This is a genomic window from Streptomyces sp. NRRL F-6676 (assembly GCF_000725625.1).
Taxonomy (GTDB): Bacteria; Actinomycetota; Actinomycetes; order Streptomycetales; family Streptomycetaceae; genus Streptomyces.
Map to the genome: position 1 here is coordinate 72,484 of NZ_JOHS01000017.1, position 20,175 is coordinate 92,658.

Annotated in this window: 13 protein-coding genes; 11 read left to right on the top strand and 2 right to left on the bottom strand. The window is 73.3% G+C overall.

The window, feature by feature from the left end; genetic code table 11:
• The first annotated feature begins 9 nt into the window (after nt 1-9).
• The 9 genes from ligA to IO29_RS14330 all read left to right on the top strand — a co-directional run bounded on the left by ligA (nt 10) and on the right by IO29_RS14330 (nt 12,998).
• Entirely contained in the window at nt 10-2,205 is a 2,196-nt protein-coding gene (gene ligA, locus IO29_RS14290) for an NAD-dependent DNA ligase LigA (protein WP_030380185.1), read from the top strand.
• A 1,069-nt stretch (nt 2,206-3,274) separates the two neighbouring features.
• The gene (locus IO29_RS14295) at nt 3,275-5,410 is read left to right on the top strand and encodes a putative bifunctional diguanylate cyclase/phosphodiesterase (RefSeq protein ID WP_420705373.1); all 2,136 of its coding nucleotides are present in this window, start codon (nt 3,275-3,277) and stop codon (nt 5,408-5,410) included.
• Between the two features lie 283 nt (nt 5,411-5,693).
• Entirely contained in the window at nt 5,694-5,990 is a 297-nt protein-coding gene (gene gatC / locus IO29_RS14300) for an Asp-tRNA(Asn)/Glu-tRNA(Gln) amidotransferase subunit GatC (RefSeq protein WP_030380187.1), read from the top strand.
• Nucleotides 5,991-5,995: 5 nt separating this feature from the next.
• Nucleotides 5,996-7,489: an Asp-tRNA(Asn)/Glu-tRNA(Gln) amidotransferase subunit GatA gene (gene gatA / locus IO29_RS14305; RefSeq protein WP_030380188.1), complete on the top strand. Its 1,494-nt coding sequence runs from the start codon at nt 5,996-5,998 to the stop codon at nt 7,487-7,489.
• Nucleotides 7,486-7,728, top strand: coding sequence for a hypothetical protein (locus IO29_RS14310; RefSeq protein WP_006139668.1), 243 nt, complete (start codon nt 7,486-7,488; stop codon nt 7,726-7,728). Before gatA ends, IO29_RS14310 begins: the two co-directional genes overlap by 4 nt.
• Nucleotides 7,729-7,743: 15 nt before the next feature.
• Nucleotides 7,744-9,258, top strand: a complete 1,515-nt coding sequence (gene gatB, locus IO29_RS14315; protein WP_030380189.1) for an Asp-tRNA(Asn)/Glu-tRNA(Gln) amidotransferase subunit GatB — start codon at nt 7,744-7,746, stop codon at nt 9,256-9,258.
• A gap of 262 nt (nt 9,259-9,520) precedes the next feature.
• Nucleotides 9,521-11,779: an MMPL family transporter gene (locus IO29_RS14320; protein WP_030380190.1), complete on the top strand. Its 2,259-nt coding sequence runs from the start codon at nt 9,521-9,523 to the stop codon at nt 11,777-11,779.
• Nucleotides 11,757-12,344, top strand: coding sequence for a GNAT family N-acetyltransferase (locus tag IO29_RS14325; RefSeq protein WP_030380191.1), 588 nt, complete (start codon nt 11,757-11,759; stop codon nt 12,342-12,344). Before IO29_RS14320 ends, IO29_RS14325 begins: the two co-directional genes overlap by 23 nt.
• Nucleotides 12,345-12,380: 36 nt before the next feature.
• A complete protein-coding gene (locus tag IO29_RS14330; RefSeq protein WP_030380192.1) occupies nt 12,381-12,998 on the top strand; it encodes a hypothetical protein in 618 nt (205 codons plus the stop codon).
• A 30-nt stretch (nt 12,999-13,028) separates the two neighbouring features.
• On the opposite strand, the gene IO29_RS14335 is transcribed toward IO29_RS14330, so the two are convergent.
• Nucleotides 13,029-14,183 (bottom strand): PQQ-dependent sugar dehydrogenase, encoded by a 1,155-nt coding sequence (locus IO29_RS14335; RefSeq protein WP_030380193.1) that lies wholly within the window; start codon nt 14,181-14,183, stop codon nt 13,029-13,031.
• A gap of 258 nt (nt 14,184-14,441) precedes the next feature.
• Nucleotides 14,442-15,440 carry an aldo/keto reductase gene (locus IO29_RS14340; protein ID WP_030380194.1) on the bottom strand — a complete coding sequence of 333 codons (999 nt, stop codon included), beginning with the start codon at nt 15,438-15,440 and terminating at the stop codon, nt 14,442-14,444.
• A gap of 74 nt (nt 15,441-15,514) precedes the next feature.
• Between IO29_RS14340 and IO29_RS14345 the strand changes: the two genes are divergently transcribed.
• Nucleotides 15,515-16,468, top strand: a complete 954-nt coding sequence (locus IO29_RS14345; protein ID WP_199806888.1) for a 2-hydroxyacid dehydrogenase — start codon at nt 15,515-15,517, stop codon at nt 16,466-16,468.
• A 450-nt stretch (nt 16,469-16,918) separates the two neighbouring features.
• Nucleotides 16,919-20,152, top strand: a complete 3,234-nt coding sequence (locus IO29_RS14350; protein WP_030380196.1) for a putative bifunctional diguanylate cyclase/phosphodiesterase — start codon at nt 16,919-16,921, stop codon at nt 20,150-20,152.
• Nucleotides 20,153-20,175: the final 23 nt, after the last annotated feature.

Sequence of the window (20,175 nt, forward strand, 5' to 3'; positions counted from 1 at the left end):
GACAAGACGGTGGCCGGCGACAAGCAAGCCCAGACCACGGCGGTGCCCGCGCAGGCACGGGAGCAGCACGTCCGGCTCGCCGAGCAGATCGAGGAGCACCGCTTCCGGTACTACGTGAAGGACGCTCCGGTCGTCAGCGACGCGGAGTTCGACCGGCTGCTGCGCGAGCTGGGGGACCTGGAGGAGCAGTACCCCGAGCTGCGGACGCCCGACTCGCCCACGCAGAAGGTCGCGGGCGCGTACGAGACGGAGTTCACCTCGGTCCGGCACCGCGAGCGCATGCTGTCGCTGGACAACACGTTCAACGACGAGGACCTCGCCGCCTGGACCGAACGCATCGCCAGGGAACTCGGCAGCCAGGAGTACCACTTCCTGTGCGAGCTCAAGGTCGACGGCCTCGCCGTCAACCTCACCTACGAGCACGGCCGCCTCACCCGCGCCGCCACCCGCGGGGACGGCCGCACCGGCGAGGACATCACCCCGAACGTGCGCACGATCGCCGAGATCCCCGACCGGCTGCACGGCGAGCAGGTGCCGGACGTCGTGGAGATCCGCGGCGAGGTCTACTTCCCGATGGAGAAGTTCCAGGAGCTCAACGCCCGCCTCGTCGAGGCCGGCGACAAGCCCTTCGCCAACCCGCGCAACGCGGCGGCCGGTTCACTGCGCCAGAAGGACCCCCGGGTCACCGCCGGCCGTCCCCTGCACATGGTGGTGCACGGCATCGGCGCCCTTCAGGGCTTCGACGGCATGACACGCCTCTCCCAGGCGTACGAGCTGCTGAAGACCTGGGGGCTGCCCACCTCCCCGCACAACCGGGTGGTCGACGACCTCGCGGGCGTACGGGAGTTCATCGCGTACTACGGCGAGAACCGGCACTCCGTGGCGCACGAGATCGACGGTGCCGTCGTCAAGCTCGACGAGATCCCCCTCCAGGGCCGCCTCGGCTCCACCTCCCGTGCCCCGCGCTGGGCCATCGCGTACAAGTACGCGCCCGAGGAGGTCAACACCAAGCTCGTCAACATCCGCGTCGGCGTCGGCCGAACGGGACGGGTGACGCCGTACGCCCAGGTCGAACCGGTGACGGTGGCCGGGAGCGAGGTCGAGTTCGCCACGCTGCACAACCAGGACGTGGTCAGGGCCAAGGGCGTCCTCATCGGCGACACGGTGGTGCTGCGCAAGGCCGGTGACGTCATCCCCGAGATCCTCGGCCCCGTCGCCGACCTGCGCGACGGCAGCGAGCGGGAGTTCGTGATGCCCGCCGACTGCCCCGAGTGCGGTACCCCGCTGCGGCCCATGAAGGAGGGCGACGTCGATCTGCGCTGCCCCAACTCCCGGGCCTGCCCCGCCCAGTTGCGCGAGCGGCTGTTCTACCTCGCGGGCCGCAAGTCGCTGGACATCGAGCACTTCGGCTATGTCGCCGCCGCGGCCCTGACCAGACCGCTGGAGCCCGCCGAGCCGCCGCTCACCGACGAGGGCGACCTGTTCGACCTCACCATGGAGCAGCTGCTGCCCATCAAGGCGTACGTCCTCGACCAGGACAGCGGGCTGCCCAAGCGCGACCCGAAGAGCGGCGAGGAGAAGATCGCCACGGTCTTCGCCAACCAGCAGGGCGAGCCGCGCAAGAACGCGGTCGCCATGCTGGAGAACATCGCCGCCGCGAAGGAACGCCCGCTGGCGCGCGTGCTCACCGGGCTGTCCATCCGCCACGTCGGCCCCGTCGCCGCCGAGGCACTGGCCCGCGAGTTCCGCTCGGTGGACCGCATCGAGGCGGCGAGCGAGGAGGAGCTGGCGGCCACGGAGGGCGTCGGCCCGATCATCGCCGCCTCCCTCAAGCAGTGGTTCGCCGAGGACTGGCACCGCGAGATCCTGCGCAAGTGGAAGGCCGCCGGGGTCCGCATGGAGGAGGAGCACACCGGCGAGGACGAGGGGCCGCGGCCGCTGGAGGGGCTCACCGTCGTCGTCACCGGCACGCTCGAACACCACACGCGGGACGGGGCGAAGGAGGCCCTGCAAAGCAGAGGCGCCAAGGTCACGGGGTCGGTCTCCAAGAAGACGTCGTTCGTCGTCGTCGGCGACAGCCCCGGATCGAAGTACGACAAGGCGATGCAGCTGAAGGTGCCGGTGCTGAACGAGGACGGATTCGCCGTCCTGCTGGAGCGCGGACCGGAAGCCGCGGCCGAAGTCGCGCTTCCGACCGAGGAGTAGCGGTTGAAGGCCACCCGTTCGGCGCATACCAGATGCATACGGGTGGCCGGGTCGCATTCGGGCAACCGTGGCCGACCGCTGCCCGTGGAAGCCTTACGCGGCCTACTGTTGAGAGGTACGCCTGCCGTGCCCCGCTGCGTGGTGGGTTTTTGGACGTGGTGCCGTCGGCAGTCGTCGCCGGCACCGGGCCGCGAACGCGTGGGCACCGCCGGCTGTGAGAGGGACGGGAATGGAACCGAGCGAGAGCGCCGCCCCGGACGCGCGGCCGCGCGTCCGCCGGATCTCCGGCGCGTGGCGCCGAGCCACCCGGACGGCGTCGCGCTCGCGCGACGCCGGGGCGATACGGGACCCGGGCGCCGAAGGCGCCCCGGGCACCGCCGAGGACGCCGCTGCGGGCGCCCTGGGCACGCAGGGCGGGGCGGCTGCCCCGGGCACCGCCGGCGCGTTCGGCGCCGCGGGTCCGGCGAGCCCGCCGGGTGCCGGGGGCGCGTCGGGTTTCCCGGCCGGTGGGCCGGGGGCTTCGGGTGCGATGGGTTTTCCGGCCGGTGGGCCGGGCGCTGCGGGTGCGATGGGCGCCTCGGGTTCGCCGGGGGCCGGAGGCACGGCGAGTGCGTCGGGTTTCCCGGGCGGTGGGCCGGGTGCTGCGGGCGCGATGGGCGCTGCGGGTGCGCGGGGTGCGTTGGGCGCCTCGGGTTCGCCGGGTGCCGGGGGCGCGGCGAGTGCGGCGGGCTTCCCGGGCGGGTCGGGTGGCGCCGGTGCGCCGGGCGCCGGAAGGGCGTCGGGTCTCCCGGGTAGGCCGGGCGCGGCGGGTAGGCCGCGCGCCGCGGGTGCACCGGGTGCGGCGGGTAGGCCGGGTGCCGGGGGTGCAGCGGGCGCCCCGGGCGCGACGGCGGTGTCCGGTACTTCGGGTGCGCCGGGTGCGCCGGGTGCGCCGGGTGCGCGGGGTGACGCCCGGGCGCAGCGGGTCGCGCGTGCGTGGGGGATTGCGGGTGGGCCCGGGGGCATCGGTGCTTCGGGTGCTTCCGGGAGCGGGGCCGTGCCGGGGCAGGGCGGATCCGGGCTGGGCCGGATGGCGCGGTGGGGGCAGGGCGCGTCCGGGGCCGGTGGGGCGCCGCGGCCGGGCGGAGCCGGACCGGGTGGCGCGCATCCGTTGGAGCGCGGTGAGCGAGGACCCTCGTGGCCGACGCTGCCGGGGGCTGTCGTCGGGGTCGCCGCCGTTGTGCTCGGCGCCGGGTTCTACCGGGCGTTCGACGGGCACCACGCCCTCTTCCCGTCCGGCACCGTCGGCTGGTCGCTCGCCCTGCTGACCGGTGTCATCGTCGGCCACCTCGTGGCGCTCGGCCAGTCCCGCTGGTCCGGCGGCACCGGTTCCGGCGCCGCCCTCACCCTCGCCGTCCTGCTGCTCTACGGCTGGGTCGCCGCCGGCATGATCAGCCTCACCACCGTCGTCCTGGTCGGCGTCGCCCGGCCGGGCCGCTGGCGGCAGGGCGTCCTGCACGGCGCGGTGGACATCCTCGGCATCGGCACCGGCGCCCTGCTGCTGGCCGCCTGCGGCCGCGTCCCGTCCGTCGAACACCCCTGGAACCCCGGTACCTGGACGCTCGCCACCGCACCCCAGGTCGCCCTGGTGGCCTGTGCCTACCTCGTCGTCACCCGCGCCCTGCTGTGGTTCCTGCACGGTCCGCGCGGCGGCCATCTGCCCACCGTCGCCCGCACCGCGCTGGTCAGACAGGGGCTGCTCGCCGTCGCCCTGCTGGGCATCACCCCGCTGATCTGCGTCGTCGCCGAGGCCCGGCCGCTGCTGCTGCCGCTCTTCGCCATCCCCCTCATCGCGCTCGACTCCACCCTGTGGATCGCCCGCGTCCGCGCCGAGGAACAACTGCGCGACCCGCTGACCGGACTGCCCAACCGCCAGTGGCTCCTGGAGCGCACCTGGAGCGCGCTCGACGACGCCGAACGCATCGGAGCGCGTTCCGCGCTCATGCTGATCGACCTCGACCGCTTCCGTTCGGTCAACGACACCCTCGGTCACCTCGCGGGCGACCGGCTGCTCCTCCAGATCGCCGAGCGGCTGCGCCTCGCGCTGCCCCGCGGCGCCGAGGCCGCACGGCTCGGCGGCGACGAGTTCGCCGTGTTACTGCCGATCGCGGACTCCACGACGTCCGCCTCCCGCGTCGCCCGCAACCTCGTCGTCGCCCTCAGCTCCCCGCTCGACCTCGACGGGCTCACCCTCGTCCTGGAGGCCAGCGCCGGGCTCGCGGTCTTCCCCGACCACTCCACCGACGCCGAGGGGCTGCTGCGCCGCGCCGACGTGGCGATGTACCAGGCGAAACGTGACCGCACCGGCGTCGAGGTGTACGAGTCCAAGCGGGACTCCAACACCCCCGACCGGCTCGGTCTGCTGGGCGATCTGCGGCGCGCGCTCGACGCGCACGAGGTGCAGCTGCACTACCAGCCCAAGGTCCGCTTCGACGGCGAGGTCGCCGGGCTCGAGGCGCTGGTGCGCTGGGTGCACCCCGAGCGCGGGAGGGTGCCCCCGGACGAGTTCATCGCCATCGCCGAGTCCTCCGGACTGATGCCGCACCTGACCGAGTACGTCCTGGAGACCGCGCTCGAACAGGTGGCCGCGTGGCGGGAGCAGGGGCTGCTGGTGCCGGTCGCGGTGAACGTCTCGCCGCGTGACGTGCACACCCCCGGTTTCGCCGGGTCCGTCGCCGCGCGGCTGGCCCGGCACGGGGTGCCGGCGGGGGCGTTGCAGCTGGAGATCACCGAGCATGTGCTGCTCGAGGATCCGCAGCGGGCGGCGGACACGCTGGCGGCGCTCGCCGGGCACGGGGTGAAGATGTCGCTGGACGACTTCGGGACCGGGTACTCGTCGCTGGTGCATCTGCGGCGGCTGCCGGTGAGTGAGCTGAAGATCGACCGGTCGTTCGTGGCGCGGCTGGCGATCGACACGGAGGACGCGGAGATCGTGCGATGCACGATCGATCTCGCGCATTCCCTCGGGCTGCTGGTCGTGGCGGAGGGTGTCGAGGACGACGAGACGTGGGAGCGGCTGCGGGATCTGCGGTGCGACGCGGTGCAGGGGTGGCTGGTTTCCGCGGCGATGCCGCCGGAGGAGACGACGGCGTGGCTGCGGGCGCGGGGCGCTCCGCGGCGGGCGCCCGCCGCGCCGGCGCTGCCTGCGGCCGCCGGTGACGAATAGCCTGCGGCTCGCCGGGGTGGGTGGGGGTTCGCCCGGGGTTCTTCGCCCCCGCCGCCCCTACCCTTCCCATCCCTTCAAGGGGCTCCGCCCCTTGGACCCCGTTGGGTGCGTTGTCGGCCGACCGCCGGTGGCAACTTCCCGCGCCCACCGCGGCGAAGCCGCGCGGAGAACACAGCCCCCTGAGCTCCGTCGCGGCCCCCGCCGACAAACCGATGCACCCCCACCCCGCCCCGCCCCATAGGATTGGGGCCAAACCGCACGCACTCACTCAGAGGAACGCTGCATGCCTGGCATCACGCGCGAGGAGGTCGCCCACCTCGCCCGGCTGGCGCGTCTGGAGCTGAAGCCCGAAGAGCTCGACCACTTCGCGGGACAGCTGGACGACATCATCGGCGCGGTCGCCCGCGTCGCCGAGGTCGCCGACCAAGACGTACCGCCGACCTCCCACCCGCTGCCGCTGACGAACGTCATGCGCGCGGACGAGGTCCGTCCGTCGCTCACCCCCGAGCAGGCGCTCTCCGGCGCCCCCGCCCAGGAGCAGCAGCGTTTCAAGGTGCCGCAGATCCTGGGGGAGGAGTAACCGCCATGAGCGACATCATCAAGCTCACCGCCGCCGAGACGGCCGCCAAGATCGCCTCCGGCGAACTCACCGCCGTCGAGGTCACCGAGGCCCACCTCGCCCGGATCGAGGCCGTCGACGAGAAGGTGCACGCCTTCCTGCACGTCGACCGCGAGGGCGCCCTCGCCCAGGCCCGCGCCGTGGACGAGAAGCGGGCCAGGGGCGAGCAGCTCGGCCCGCTGGCCGGTGTGCCCCTCGCGCTGAAGGACATCTTCACCACCGAGGGCATCCCGACCACCGTCGGCTCCAAGATCCTCGAGGGCTGGATCCCGCCGTACGACGCGACGCTCACCAAGCGCCTCAAGGACGCCGACGTCGTCATCCTCGGCAAGACCAACATGGACGAGTTCGCCATGGGGTCCTCCACCGAGAACAGCGCCTACGGGCCGACCGGCAACCCCTGGGACCTCACCCGGATCCCCGGCGGCTCCGGCGGCGGGTCCTCCGCCGCGCTCGCCGCCCACATGGCCCCGCTCGCCATCGGCACCGACACCGGCGGCTCCATCCGCCAGCCGGCCGCCGTCACCGGCACGGTCGGCGTCAAGCCGACGTACGGCGCGGTCTCCCGGTACGGCATGGTGGCGTTCTCCTCCTCCCTCGACCAGGGCGGCCCCTGCGCCCGTACGGTCCTGGACGCGGCCCTGCTGCACGAGGTGATCGCCGGGCACGACCCGCTGGACTCCACGTCGATCGACGCCCCGGTCCCGCCGGTCGTCGAGGCCGCCCGCAACGGCAGCGTCGACGGCATGCGCGTCGGCGTCGTCAAGCAGTTCCGCGGCGAGGGCTACCAGGCCGGTGTCGTCCAGCGGTTCGACGAGTCCGTCGCGCTGCTGAAGGAGCTGGGCGCCGAGATCGTCGAGCTGGACTGCCCGTCCTTCGACCTCGCCCTGTCGGCGTACTACCTGATCGCGCCCTCCGAGTGCTCCTCCAACCTCGCCCGCTTCGACGGCCTGCGCTACGGCGCGCGCGTCGGCGACGACGGCACGCACTCGGCCGAGGAGGTCACCTCGCTCACCCGCGAGGCCGGCTTCGGCGCCGAGGTCAAGCGCCGCATCATGCTCGGCACGTACGCCCTGTCCAGCGGCTACTACGACGCCTACTACGGCAGCGCCCAGAGGGTCCGTACGCTCATCACGCGGGACTTCGAGAAGGCGTTCGAGCAGGTCGACGTGATCGTCTCCCCGACGACCCCGACCACCGCCTTCCCGATCGGCGAGCGCGCCGACGACCCGATGGCGATGTACCTGGCCGACCTGTGCACCATCCCGGCCAACCTCGCGGGCAACGCCGCGATGTCGCTGCCCTGCGGCCTCGCCCCCGAGGACAACCTGCCGGTCGGGCTCCAGATCATCGCCCCGGCCCTGAAGGACGACCGCCTGTACAAGGTGGGTGCCGCCGTCGAGGCCGCCTTCGTGGAAAGGTGGGGTCACCCGCTGATCGAGGAGGCACCGTCGCTGTGAGCAACGCACTGTCCAAGGCCAAGGGTTTCAAGAAGTCCCGGACCGGTCTGTACGTCTCGATGGCCACGTCGGCGTTCGGCGCCCTCGGTGCCTACAAGCAGATCAAGAAGGCCCGCGACGACCACGACACGCTGCGACTGATCGACGCCGTTGTGACCGGCGCCGCGGTCGTCACCAACCTCGCCATCCTCTACCGCGAGCTGAAGCGGCTGGGCGACGACGACGTCCTGCTGGGCTGAGAGGGAAGTTTCACCGTGACCACCACGACCGACCTGGTGTCGTACGAGGACGCTCTCGCGTCGTACGACCCCGTCATGGGCCTTGAGGTCCATGTCGAACTCGGCACCAAGACGAAGATGTTCTGCGGGTGCTCCACCGAGCTGGGCGCCGAGCCCAACTCGCAGACCTGCCCCACCTGCCTCGGCATGCCCGGCGCGCTCCCGGTCGTCAACGCGACCGGGGTCGAGTCGGCCATCCGGATCGGCCTCGCGCTCAACTGCCAGATCGCCGAGTGGTGCCGCTTCGCCCGGAAGAACTACTTCTATCCGGACATGCCGAAGAACTTCCAGACCTCCCAGTACGACGAGCCGATCGCCTTCGACGGCTACCTCGACGTACAGCTGGAGGACGGCGAGGTCTTCCGGGTGCAGATCGAGCGCGCCCACATGGAGGAGGACACCGGCAAGTCGCTGCACGTGGGCGGCGCCACCGGCCGTATCCACGGCGCGTCCCACTCCCTGCTGGACTACAACCGCGCCGGCATCCCGCTCATCGAGATCGTCACCAAGCCGATCGAGGGCGCGGGCGAGCGGGCCCCCGAGGTCGCGCGGGCGTACGTCGCCGAGCTGCGCGAGCTCATCAAGGCGCTCGGCGTCTCCGACGCCCGCATGGAGATGGGCCAGATGCGCTGTGACGTCAACCTGTCGCTGCGCCCGCACGGCCGGGAGAAGTTCGGCACCCGCAGCGAGACGAAGAACGTCAACTCGCTGCGGTCCGTCGAGCGCGCGGCCCGCTTCGAGATCCAGCGGCACGCGGCGGTGCTCTCCTCGGGCGGCACGATCATCCAGGAGACCCGGCACTTCCACGAGGACACCGGGTCCACGACCTCCGGCCGCGTGAAGGAGGAGGCCGAGGACTACCGGTACTTCCCGGAGCCCGACCTGGTGCCGGTCGCCCCGTCCCGCGAGTGGGTCGAGGAGATCCGCGCCTCGCTGCCCGAGCTGCCGCTGGTGCGGCGCAACCGGCTGCGCGAGGAGTGGGGGATCTCCGGCACCGACATGCAGGCGATCCTCAACGCCGGCGCGCTGGAGCCGATCGTCGCCACGATCGACGCCGGCGCCGACGCCGCCTCCGCCCGCAAGTGGTGGATGGGCGAGCTGGCCCGCAGCGCCAATGAGTCCCAGAAGGCGCTGGACGAGCTGGCCATCACGCCGGAGCAGGTCGCCCGGGTCACCGAGCTGGTTACCAAGGGCGACCTCAATGACAAGCTGGCCCGCCAGGTCATCGAGGGCGTGCTGGCCGGCGAGGGCACGCCGGACGAGGTCGTCGACAAGCGCGGTCTGAAGGTCGTCTCCGACGAGGGTGCCCTGGGCACCGCCGTCGACGAGGCGATCGCCGGCAACCCGGGCATCGCCGACAAGATCCGCGGCGGCAAGGTGGCCGCGGCCGGCGCGCTGGTCGGCGCGGTCATGAAGGCCACCCGCGGCCAGGCCGACGCGGCCCGTGTCAAGGAACTCATCCTCGAGAAGCTGGGCGTCACCGAGGGCTGAGCGAGGCGTATCCGTACGTCGGCGGAGGGGGCGCACCGAGTCCGGTGCGCCCCCTCCGGCATGCGGCGGCCCCGCTCGGACGGCGGCCATCAATGCCCTGTGAATCGTTCCGTATGCCTGTGAGGAACGCCACGATCGCGACAAACGATCATTTCCTGCTGCAACAGTGAACGAGCAGTGTTCAAGCGTTCTTTGCGGGCCGTTCGTTTTATTCCCGGCTGACTTCGGGCAAAGATCCACAATTCCCCCAGGGGGTACGTCCGTGGCAGCCCTCGCACGCTGGTGTGTCAGGCGGCGCCTTGCCGCCGTTCTGCTGTGGTTGACCGCGTTCGCGGGCGTCTTCACCGCGGCGGCCGTCGCGGGAACCGCCTACTCCAACGACTACGGAGTCTCCGGCACCGAGTCCAGCCAGGCCGGCCGACTGCTCCACGAGGGCTTCCCCGGCACCGACGGCGACAGCGACACCGTCGTCTGGCACACCACCGGCACCACCGTGCGCGCCGCCGACGTCGAACAGACGATGACCCGCACCCTGGACCGGCTCGCCGACCTCCCCGGCATCGCCTCCGTGACCGGCCCCTACGAGGACGGCCGGAACGGGCAGATCAGCCGCGACGGCCGCACCGCCTACGCCACCGTCACCTTCGAGGACCCCTCGCAGGACATCACCGAGGGCGCGGCACGGGCCGTCGTCGACACCGCGAAGTCCGCCGAGACCGACGGACTCCAGGTGGAACTGGGCGGCAGCGCCGTCACCCTCACCGAGTCCGCCGGCGGGCACCTCGCCGAGATCGTCGGCGTGCTCGTCGCCGCCGCGGTGCTCCTCGTCGCGTTCGGCTCGCCCGCCGCCGCACTGCTCCCCATCGCCACCGCGCTCGTCGGCGTTGGTACCGCCTACGCCGGCATCGGACTGCTCGGCCACGCCATGACCGTCGCCGACTTCGCCCCCATGCTCGGCATGCTGATCGGGCTCGGCGTCGGCATCGACTACGCGCTGTTCATCGTCACCCGGCACCGCAGGGGCCTCAAACGCGGGCTGTCCGTGGCCGACGCGGCCCAGGAGGCCGTCGCCACCACCGGGCGCGCGGTGGTGTTCGCGGGTGCGACCGTGTGCATCGCGCTGCTCGGCATGCTCATCCTCCGGTTGGGCTTCCTCAACGGTGTCGCGATCGCCGCCGCGCTGACCGTCGTCCTCACCGTCGCCGCCTCCGTGACCCTGCTGCCCGCCCTGCTGTCGTACACCGGCATGCGGGCGCTCAGCCGCCGCGAACGCCGGCACCTGGCCGAGCACGGGCCCGAACCGGAGGTGCCCACCGGGTTCGCCGCCCGTTGGTCCGCCTTCGTCGAACGGCACCCCAAGCTCCTCGGCGCCCTCGCCCTCGTCGTCATGGCCGTCCTCGCGCTGCCCACCCTCTCGCTCCACCTGGGCACCTCCGACGCCGGCAGCGACCCGAAGGCGACCACCACCCGGCAGGCGTACGACCTCCTCGCCGACGGCTTCGGCCCCGGCGTCAACGGCCCCCTCACCCTCGTCACCCACGTCGACGACGCCGAGGACCGGCTGATTCTGGACAACCTCGCCGCCACCCTGCGCACCACCCCCGACGTCGCCTCGGTCTCCCCGGCCACCTACAACCCCGGCGGGAACACCGCCTACCTCACCGTGGTCCCGGAGTCCGCCCCGCAGTCGGCACGCACCAGCGACCTCGTGGACCGGCTGCGCACCGAGGTGCTGCCGCGCGCCGAGTCCGGCACCGGACTCGACGTGAAGGTCGGCGGGGTCACCGCCGGGTACGACGACTTCGCGAGCGTCATCATCGGCAAACTCCCGCTCTTCGTCGGCGTGGTGATCGGGCTGGGCTGCGTCCTGCTGCTGCTCGCCTTCCGGTCCCTGGCCATCCCGCTCAAGGCCGCCGCGATGAACGTCGCCGCCGTCGCCGCCGCGTTCGGCGTCGTCGTCGCCGTCTTCCAGTGGGGCTGGGGCAGCGAACTCCTCGGCCTCGGCCGGGCCGGGCCGATCGAGCCCTTCCTGCCCGTGATCATGGTGTCGGTGCTGTTCGGACTCTCCATGGACTACCAGGTCTTCCTGGTCAGCCGGATGTACGAGGAGTGGCTGGAGACCGGCGACAACCGGCGCGCGGTACGCGTCGGCCTCGCCGAGACCGGCCGCGTCATCAACTCCGCCGCCGTCATCATGATCTCCGTCTTCCTCGCCTTCGTCCTCAGCGGCGACCGGACGATCGCCATGTTCGGCATCGCGCTCGCCGCCGCCGTCGCCCTCGACGCGTTCGTGCTGCGCACGCTGCTCGTGCCCGCCCTGATGCATCTGCTCGGCGGCGCCAACTGGTGGCTGCCGCGCGGCCTCGACGCCCGCCTGCCCCGCCTCAGCATCGAGCCGCCGCAGTGCCGTGCGAGACTGCTCGCGGTCCCCGGGCTCGGCACGGACGACGCCGCGCTCGCGGAGGAAGTGGACGCGCTGGTGAAGGAGCGGCAGGACGATGTACGCGACATCCCTGGGTGACGACGGGGCCGAACTGCGCCCTCTGGAGCCGTGGCACGCCGAGGAGTTCCTCGCCCACCTCGACCGCGGGCGCGAGTTCATCGGGCAGCACATCGCCTTCGGCGAGCAGCAGACGGACGCCGACTCCGCGCGGGAGCTGCTGACGATGTACGCCCACCGGCGCGCCGACGACGCCGGCAGCCTGCACGGCATCTGGCTGGACGGGAAGCTGGTGGGCGGTGTGCTGTTCCGCACGTTCGACGCGGCACGGGGCTTCGCCGAGGCCGGCTGCTGGCTGGAACCGGCGGCGGCCGGGCGGGGACTGGTCACCCGGGCCGCGCGCGTGCTCCTCGGCTGGGCGTTTGACGCGCGCGGCATCCACCGTGTGGAGTGGCTGGTGTCGTCCGCCAACACACCCAGCATCAATGTGGCGCGACGGCTGGGCATGCGCCGCGACGGCGTACTGCGCGGGAGACATCTCCACCGGGGCGTACGGCAGGACATCGAGGTGTGGTCCCTGCTCGCCCCCGAATGGCGGCAGGCCCGCGCGGCCGGCGCCGCCGAGGACCATGGGGACCCCCGTTAAGGGACCTCTCAGAGAGCGTACGTACGGTGCGGAGTTATGGGATCCAAGACAGTTGACGAGGCCGGGGCGACCGTGACCGGCGCCGAGGCGAAGACCGAGGCCGAGGCGGCGGACACGACGGCGCCGGCCGAGGCGGCGGAACCGGCCGCGGAGCCGGAGCGGACGGCCGCCGCGGAGCCGGAGCGGACGGCCGCCGCGGAGCCCGGTGCGGGCGCTGCGCAGGAGGACGCGCCGGACGGCGACCCGAAGGACACCGGCCCCTCCGGGGTCGGCCAGGGCGCCGGCGCGATCGTCTCCGCGGCGCTCGGTGTGGTCTCGCTCACCGGCAGCTGGGTCGGCACGGTGGCCTCCGCCCGCGAGACGCTCGTCGGGCAGCTGCACACCTCGTCCTCGGCGAGCGTCGGCAAGCAGATCAAGGAGGTCTACGGCGACGCCTGGCACGCCACCGCGCTGTGGGGCGGCCTCTTCGCCCTGCTCGCGCTGGTCGTGGGCGTCGTCGTCCTCGCCCGCCCCGCCTTCGGCACCCCGGGCCGCCCGCAGGCCCCCTGGATCAAGTCGGCCGCCTGGGGCGGCGTCGCCCTCGGCGTCCTCGGCCTGCTCCTCGCGGTGGCCAAGTACACGGACCTCATCCTCGGCCTGCCGTCGACGAGCTGAGGCGGGGGAAGGGGCCCGCCCTGGCGGGCCCTACCCGACCTCCAGCTCCAGGATCCGGTCGTCGCCCTTCTTCGGGGTGCCGCGGCCGTCCGTGTTGCTCGTCGTGAGCCAGAGCCTGTCGCCGCCCGCGGCGGCCACCGTGCGCAGGCGGCCGTACTTCCCCTCCAGGAACGACTGCGGGTCCGCCGAGGCCTTCGTGCCGTTCAGGGGGATGCGCCACAGGCGCTCGCCCTTCAGGCCGGCCATCCAGATCGAGCCCTCGGCGTACGCGATGCCGCTGGGGGAGGCCTCGTCGGTGTGCCACTGGGCGAGCGGGTCGTGGAACTCCGTGTCGTCCGACGTGCCCTCCGCGTCCGGCCAGCCGTAGTTCGCGCCGGGCTCGATCGCGTTCAGCTCGTCCCACGTGTCCTGGCCGAACTCCGAGGCGAACAGGCGCTGCTCGTCGTCCCAGGCCAGGCCCTGGACGTTGCGGTGGCCGTACGTGTACACGACCGAGTCGTCGAACGGGTTGCCCGGGGCGGGCTCGCCGTCCGGGGTCATGCGCAGGATCTTGCCGCCGAGCGACTTCCTGTCCTGGGCGAGACCCCGCTCGCCGGACTCGCCGGTGCCCGCGTACAGCATCTTGTCGGGGCCGAACGCGATCCGGCCGCCGTTGTGGATGTAGCCCTTCGGGATGCCCTTGAACACCGTGTCCGGGGCGCCGAGCTGCTCCCCGGCCGGCTTCTTCGGGTCGTACAGCATGCGGGCGACGCGGTTGTCGGAGTCGGTCGTGAAGTAGGCGTACACCAGATGGTCGGAGGCGTACGCGGGGGAGAGGGCGATGCCGAGGAGGCCGCCCTCGCCGTCCGCGGAGACGCCGGGCACGGAGCCCAGCGTCGTCTTCCTGCCCGTCTTGTCGTCGACCCGGGTGAGCGTGCCCTTGTCCCGGGAGGAGACGAGCAGTCCGCCGCCGGGCAGCGGGGCGAGGCCCCACGGGGTGTCCAGGCCGTCGGCGACCGTGCGCAGCACCTTCACCGAGCCCTTGGCGGGCGGCGTGCGCGTCGCCGTCGCGGAGGGACCGGCGGTGCGGCCGGCGGAGGCGCTCGTCCGGCCGCCGTCCGGCCCGTTGGAGCCGCCGCCGGAGCAGCCCGCCGTCAGCAGGAGGGCGGCGACCGCCAGCGCGGCCGCGGTGGGTCGAGAGCGCACGATCGGGTCCCTTCGCCGGGGTCGCGCGGCACGGCCGCGCCGTGAAGGGAAGCGTACGTCGCCGGGGGCGGCGCCCGTCGCGGGTCGGGTGCGTACGGTCACGGGGACCGGGGGGTTCCCGCACGGGGGCGAGGGGGTTCCGTACGACGGGACCGAGGAGGTTCCCGCACGGCGGGGCCGAGGAGGTTCTCGTACGACGGGACCGAGGGGCTTCCCGTACGACGTGACCGAGGAGGCTCCCGTACGACCGGCGCGCCCTCAGTCCCACGAGCCCTGCGCCGGCGGCAGGCCCGCCACCTCCGCCAGGTCCTCCTCCGTCAGCCGCACCCCGGCCGCCGCCGCGTTCTCGGCCGCCCAGCCGGGCCGCTTCGTGCCCGGCACCGGGACCACGTGCGGGCCCTGGGCCAGCGTCCAGGCCAGGGCCACCTGCGCGGCGCTCACCCCGTCCCCGTGCCGGCGCGCGATCCGCCGCAGCCCCGCCACGATCGGCTGGTTCGCCGCCATCATCTCGGCCGTGAAGCGCGGATGCCGGGCCCGCAGATCGTCCGGCTCGAACCCCTCGCCCGGCCGCAGCGTGCCCGTCAGGAACCCGTTGCCCAGCGGCATCGCCGCCAGGAAGCCCACCCCGCGCGCCGCACACCAGGGCAGCAGCGTGCGCAACGCCTCCGGCGACCACACCGACAGCTCGGCCTGGACCGCGCTCACCGGGAACACCTGCTGCACCCGCTCCAGTTGCCGCACCGTCCCGTCGTACAGCCCCGCCCGCGACCGCCGGCCGCCCCGCACGTCCATCGCGCACAGCCCCAGCGCCCGCACCTTCCCGGCCCGCACCAGGTCCGCCATCGCGCCCCATGTCTCCTCCACGGGCACCTCGGGGTCCGCGCGGTGCAGCTGGTACAGGTCGATGACGTCCGTGTGCAGCCGCCGCAGCGACGCGTCGCAGGCCCGCCGGACGTAGCCCGGGCGGCCGTTGGCCACGATGTGCTGCTCGCCGGCCAGCAGCCCCACCTTGGTCGACACGAAGGCGTCCGCCCGCCGCTCCTTGAGCACCCGGCCGATCAGCAGCTCGTTGGTGAACGGCCCGTACATGTCCGCCGTGTCCAGCAGCGTCACACCGGCGTCCAGCGCCCGGTGGACCGTCCGCAGCGACTCCTCGCCCCGCCGCCGCGACGCGGTGTACGCCCAGCTCATCGGCATGCACCCGAGCCCCACGGCCCCCACCTCGAGCCCCGCCGCGCCCAACGTCCTGCGCTCCACCTGGCCGTATCCTCCCCTGTCCCGGCCACCAACCTAACCGTTGCCGCGTACAGGAGTTCGCATAGCCTCCTGGCATGACCGACGACGTGTGGCTGCCCATTCCGCCCGAGGAGATCGACCGGCTCCCCGAGGGGTTCCGCTATCTCTTCTGGGACGGGGGCGAGGACGGCGAGCAGGAGTTCCCCGGCGATCCCGCCGACTGCGCGGTGTACGTGGTGCCGTACATGAAGCCGCAGGCCGTGCGCGTCAGACCGCTTCAGGCGCTGCGGAACGTGCGCGTGGTGCAGACGCTGACCGCCGGTGTCGACGACGTGACGGGCCGGCTGTCCGCCCTGCCGCCCGGCGTACGGCTGTGCAACGCGCGCGGGGTGCACGAGGCGAGCACCGCCGAGCTCGCGCTCACTCTGATCCTCGCCTCGCTGCGCGGCGTCCCCGGCTTCGTCCGCGCCCAGGACGAGGGGCGCTGGACGAGCGGCTTCCACCCCGCGCTCGCCGACCGGTCCGTGCTGATCGTCGGCTACGGAGCCATCGGCAGCGCCATCGAGGACCGGCTCGAACCGTTCGAGGTGGCGCGGGTCGCACGCGTCGCGCGCTCCGCGCGCACGACGGCGCGCGGCCCCGTGCACCCGATCGCCGCCCTGCCCGAACTCCTGCCGGAGGCGGACGTGGTGGTGCTGGTGACCCCGCTCACCGAACAGACCAGGGGACTGGCCGACGCCGAGTTCCTGGCCCGGATGAAGGACGGCGCGCTGCTGGTCAACGTGGGGCGCGGCGGCGTCGTCGACACGAAGGCGCTGCTCACCGAGGTGGAGACCGGCCGGATCACCGCCGCACTCGACGTCACCGACCCCGAACCGCTGCCCCCGGGGCACCCGTTGTGGTCCGCGCCCGGCGTGCTGATCAGCCCGCACGTCGGCGGCCCCACCTCGGCCTTCCTGCCCCGCGCCAAGCGGCTCCTGGCCGATCAGCTCACCCGGTTGGTGAACCGGGAACCGCTGCGCAACGTGGTCCTCACCACGGGTGACTGAACGCACCGGACGCCCCGGGCGGGCGGTCGTCCGCCCGGGGGCGCACGACCAGCGCGTACGGCAGCCGCGCCGCGCGCCGAACCCGCTCCGTGCACGCTCCGCAGCCCCCCGGAAGCGGTCCGTGCGCGCATCCTCGCTGGTCGTCACGGAGAGTAGAGAGACTATGTCCCTGAGTGACGATCCTGGTGTATCGTCCCGGGAAGGGGCTGCGCCGTGCTCGATTCGGCGCGGGGGACGAGGGAACGACCAGCGACTGGGACTGCGAGGGGGGCGACGGACGATGCACGGCCTGACCACCATCACCGATCCGACGCGACAGGGCGCGCGCCGACGAACCGTGCGCGCGGCGCCACCCGGAGGCACCCGCGGCGGCCCGCACCACCACGGGCCCGCCCCCCGCAGGCGCCACGCACACCGGCGGAACCGCGGTGCCGCCCCCACCCGGACCGGGTGGGACCGGTGAGCTCGCCCGGGGCCCTGCCGGTCCGCCGCCGGGCGCCGCACGGCCGCCCGAGCCCGGTCCCGCAGCTGCTCCTCGCCCTGCTCTGCGGGGGATACGCCGTCGGTGCCGCGCTCGGCTGGGGCTCACAGCGGCTCGCGCTCTTCATGGGCGACTTCGGGCTGAGCATCGCGGCGGGCGCCGCCGCCGTCTCCTGCCTGCTCCGCGCGCGCTCCCGCCGCAGCCGCTTTCGACCCGCCTGGCTGCTGTTCTCCGTCTCCTCCACCATGGCCGCCCTCGGCAACGGTGTCTGGGGCTGGTACGAGGTCGTCCTCCAACGCCCGGTACCCAGCCCCAGTTGGGCGGACCTGTTCTTCCTGTGCTTCGCGCCGCCCGCCATCGTGGGCCTGCTGGTGCTCGCCAAACGGCCCGTGACCAGGGCCGGCTGGCTCTGCCTCGCGCTGGACGCGTGGCTGATCGGCGGCTCGCTGCTCACCCTGTCGTGGAGCCTCGCGCTCGCCCAGGCCGCCCGGTTCGACGGGCCGAGCGTCGCCCACACCGCGCTCTCGCTCGCCTACCCGCTGCTGGACATCGCCCTGGTGAGCATGGTCCTCGCGCTGCACTTCCGGCGCTCCGCGGTCAACCGCTCCGCCGTCAACACCGCGATCGGCGCGCTCGGCCTGACGGTCGCGTGCGACGCCCTGTTCACCTCGCCGCTCCTGCACAACGCCTACCACTCCGGCCAACTGCTCGACGCGGGCTGGTTCTCCGGCTCCCTGCTGCTCGCCTACGCCCCCTGGGTCGGCACCCGCACCGACGAGGGGTACGGCGAGGCGCACACCCGGGTGGTGCACGCCCATGTGCCGGGCGCCGGCGCACCGGCCCACGAACACACCAGGACGGGGCCGGCGCAGGAGCACACCAGGACCGATGCCGTCCAGACCCACCCCGTCGGACAGACCCACGCCGCCGGACAGACCCATCCCGTCGGGCAGGTTCGCCCCGCCGGGCAGGCGCACCCGTATCCGCACCCGCATTCCCAGCCGTACCCGTATCCGGTGGAACCGGGCCACGGCCGGTATCCGGTCACCCGCCCCCTCACCGGCTCGATCGCCGCGCTCACGCCCTACCTGGCCGCCGCCGTCTGCACCCTGGGGATCCTCTACAACCTCCTCGACGGCCGCAGCGTCGACCGCGTCGTGCTGCTCACCGCCGGCGCCGTCGTGCTCGCCCTCCTGGCCCGCCAGGGCATCATGCTGCGCGACAACATCACGCTCACCCACGAACTGGCCCAGAAGGAGAACCACTTCCGCTCCCTGGTGCAGGGCTCCAGCGACGTCATCATGATCGCCGCACCCAGCGGCGTCCTGCGCTACGTCTCCCCGGCCGCCGCAGGGGTCTACGGCCGGCCCGCGGAGGAGCTGGTCGGCACCGAACTCGCGGGGCTCATCCACCCCGAGGACCTCGGCTGCGTGGTGCACGAGGTGCGCCGCTTCCTCGCCGCCAGCCCGCTGGAGGAGCCCACCACCCGCATCGAGTGCCGCTTCCGCTCCGGCGACGGCGGCTGGCTCAACGTGGAGTCCACCGTCAACCGCCACCACGGCGGCCTCATCTTCAACAGCCGGGACGTCACCGAACGGGTGCGCCTCCAGGCCCAGTTGCAGCACAACGCCGAGCACGACCCGCTCACCGACCTGCCCAACCGCGCCCTGTTCACCCGGCGCGTGCGGCAGGCGCTCTCCGGCCGCCGCGCCTCGGACCGGGGCCCCGCGCTGCGCGGCACGGCGGTGCTCTTCATCGACCTCGACGGCTTCAAGGCCGTCAACGACACCATCGGCCACCAGGCGGGGGACGAACTGCTCGTCCAGGCCGCCCGCCGGCTCCAGGACTCCCTGAGACAGGGCGACACCGCCGCCCGGCTCGGCGGGGACGAGTTCGCCGCCCTCATCACCGGGGACGGCACCCGCGACCGCGCCGCCAGGGAACGCCACATAGGAGAACTGGCCGACCGCCTCCGTGCCGGACTCTCGCAGCCGTACACCATCGACGGCAACGATGTCCGCGTCGCCGCCTCCATCGGCGTCGCCTTCGCCGAACCCGGCCTCGGCGCGGGCGAACTGCTGCGCAACGCCGACCTCGCCATGTACCGCGCCAAGGCGGCCGGCAAGAACCGCGTCGAGCTGTACGCCCCCCAGATGCAACAGGACGTCGTCCGCAAGGCCGAACTGGCCGGCCGGCTGCGGACCGCGCTGCACGACGGCGAATTCCTGCTGCTGCACCAGCCCGTCGTGGCCCTCGCCGACGGCCGGATCTCGTCGGTCGCCGCCCAGGCCCGCTGGCGCTCCGCCCAGGGCGTGCTGTTCACCCCCGGCGAGTTCCTGCGCGTCGCCGAGGACGGCGAGCGGTCCGCCGAGCTGTGCCGCGGCCTGCTCGAACGGGCCGTCACCCAGGCCGCCGAGCGCACCGCCTCCGGGATCGCCGCGCCCGTCACCGTCCGCCTGGCCGCCCGCCGGCTCCTGGACCGCACCCTGCCGCCCGGCTCCGTGGAGAACCTGCTCACCCGGCACGGACTCGCCTCCGGCGCCCTCATCCTGGAACTGGCCGACATCGACGCCCGGGTGCCCCTGGAGGAGCTGGAGCGCCGGCTCGGCGCCCTGCGCCGGCTCGGCGTACGCATCGCGCTGGACGGCGTCGGCAGCGGGCAGACGACGATCGCCGCGCTGCGCCGGCTCCCCGTCGACATCCTCCGGCTCGACCGGGGGCTGGTCGAGGGGGTCGTCGAGTCGGCCCGGCTGCACAAGATCACCAGCGGACTGCTCCGGATCGCCACCGACCTGGGCTTGCAGTCCGTGGCCGACGGGGTGGACCTGCCCGAGCAGGTCGTCACCCTGCGCGCCATGGGCTGCACCCACGGCCAGGGCCTGGTCTTCTCCGGCCCGCTGGACGAGTACCGGCTGCGCCGGGCGCTCACCCGCGGCCACTACCCGGTGCCGCACGGACCGGCCGAGCCCGTCCTCGCGGGCAGGGGCGCGGGCGTCTACGCGCACGGCCTCCCGGCGGTGCTCGGCGGCACCGTCACCGGGGCGCTCGGGGGCACGACGTCCGGGCTCGGCGGCGCGACATCCGGGCTCGGCGGCGCGACATCCGGGCTCGGCGGCGCGACGGCCGGGCTCGGCGGTACGGCCGTCCTGGGTGGCGGTACCGCCCTTCGCCCACATGATGAGACTCCCGTCCCACCCACTTGACAGTCGGTGCGCCCCAGGGAGAG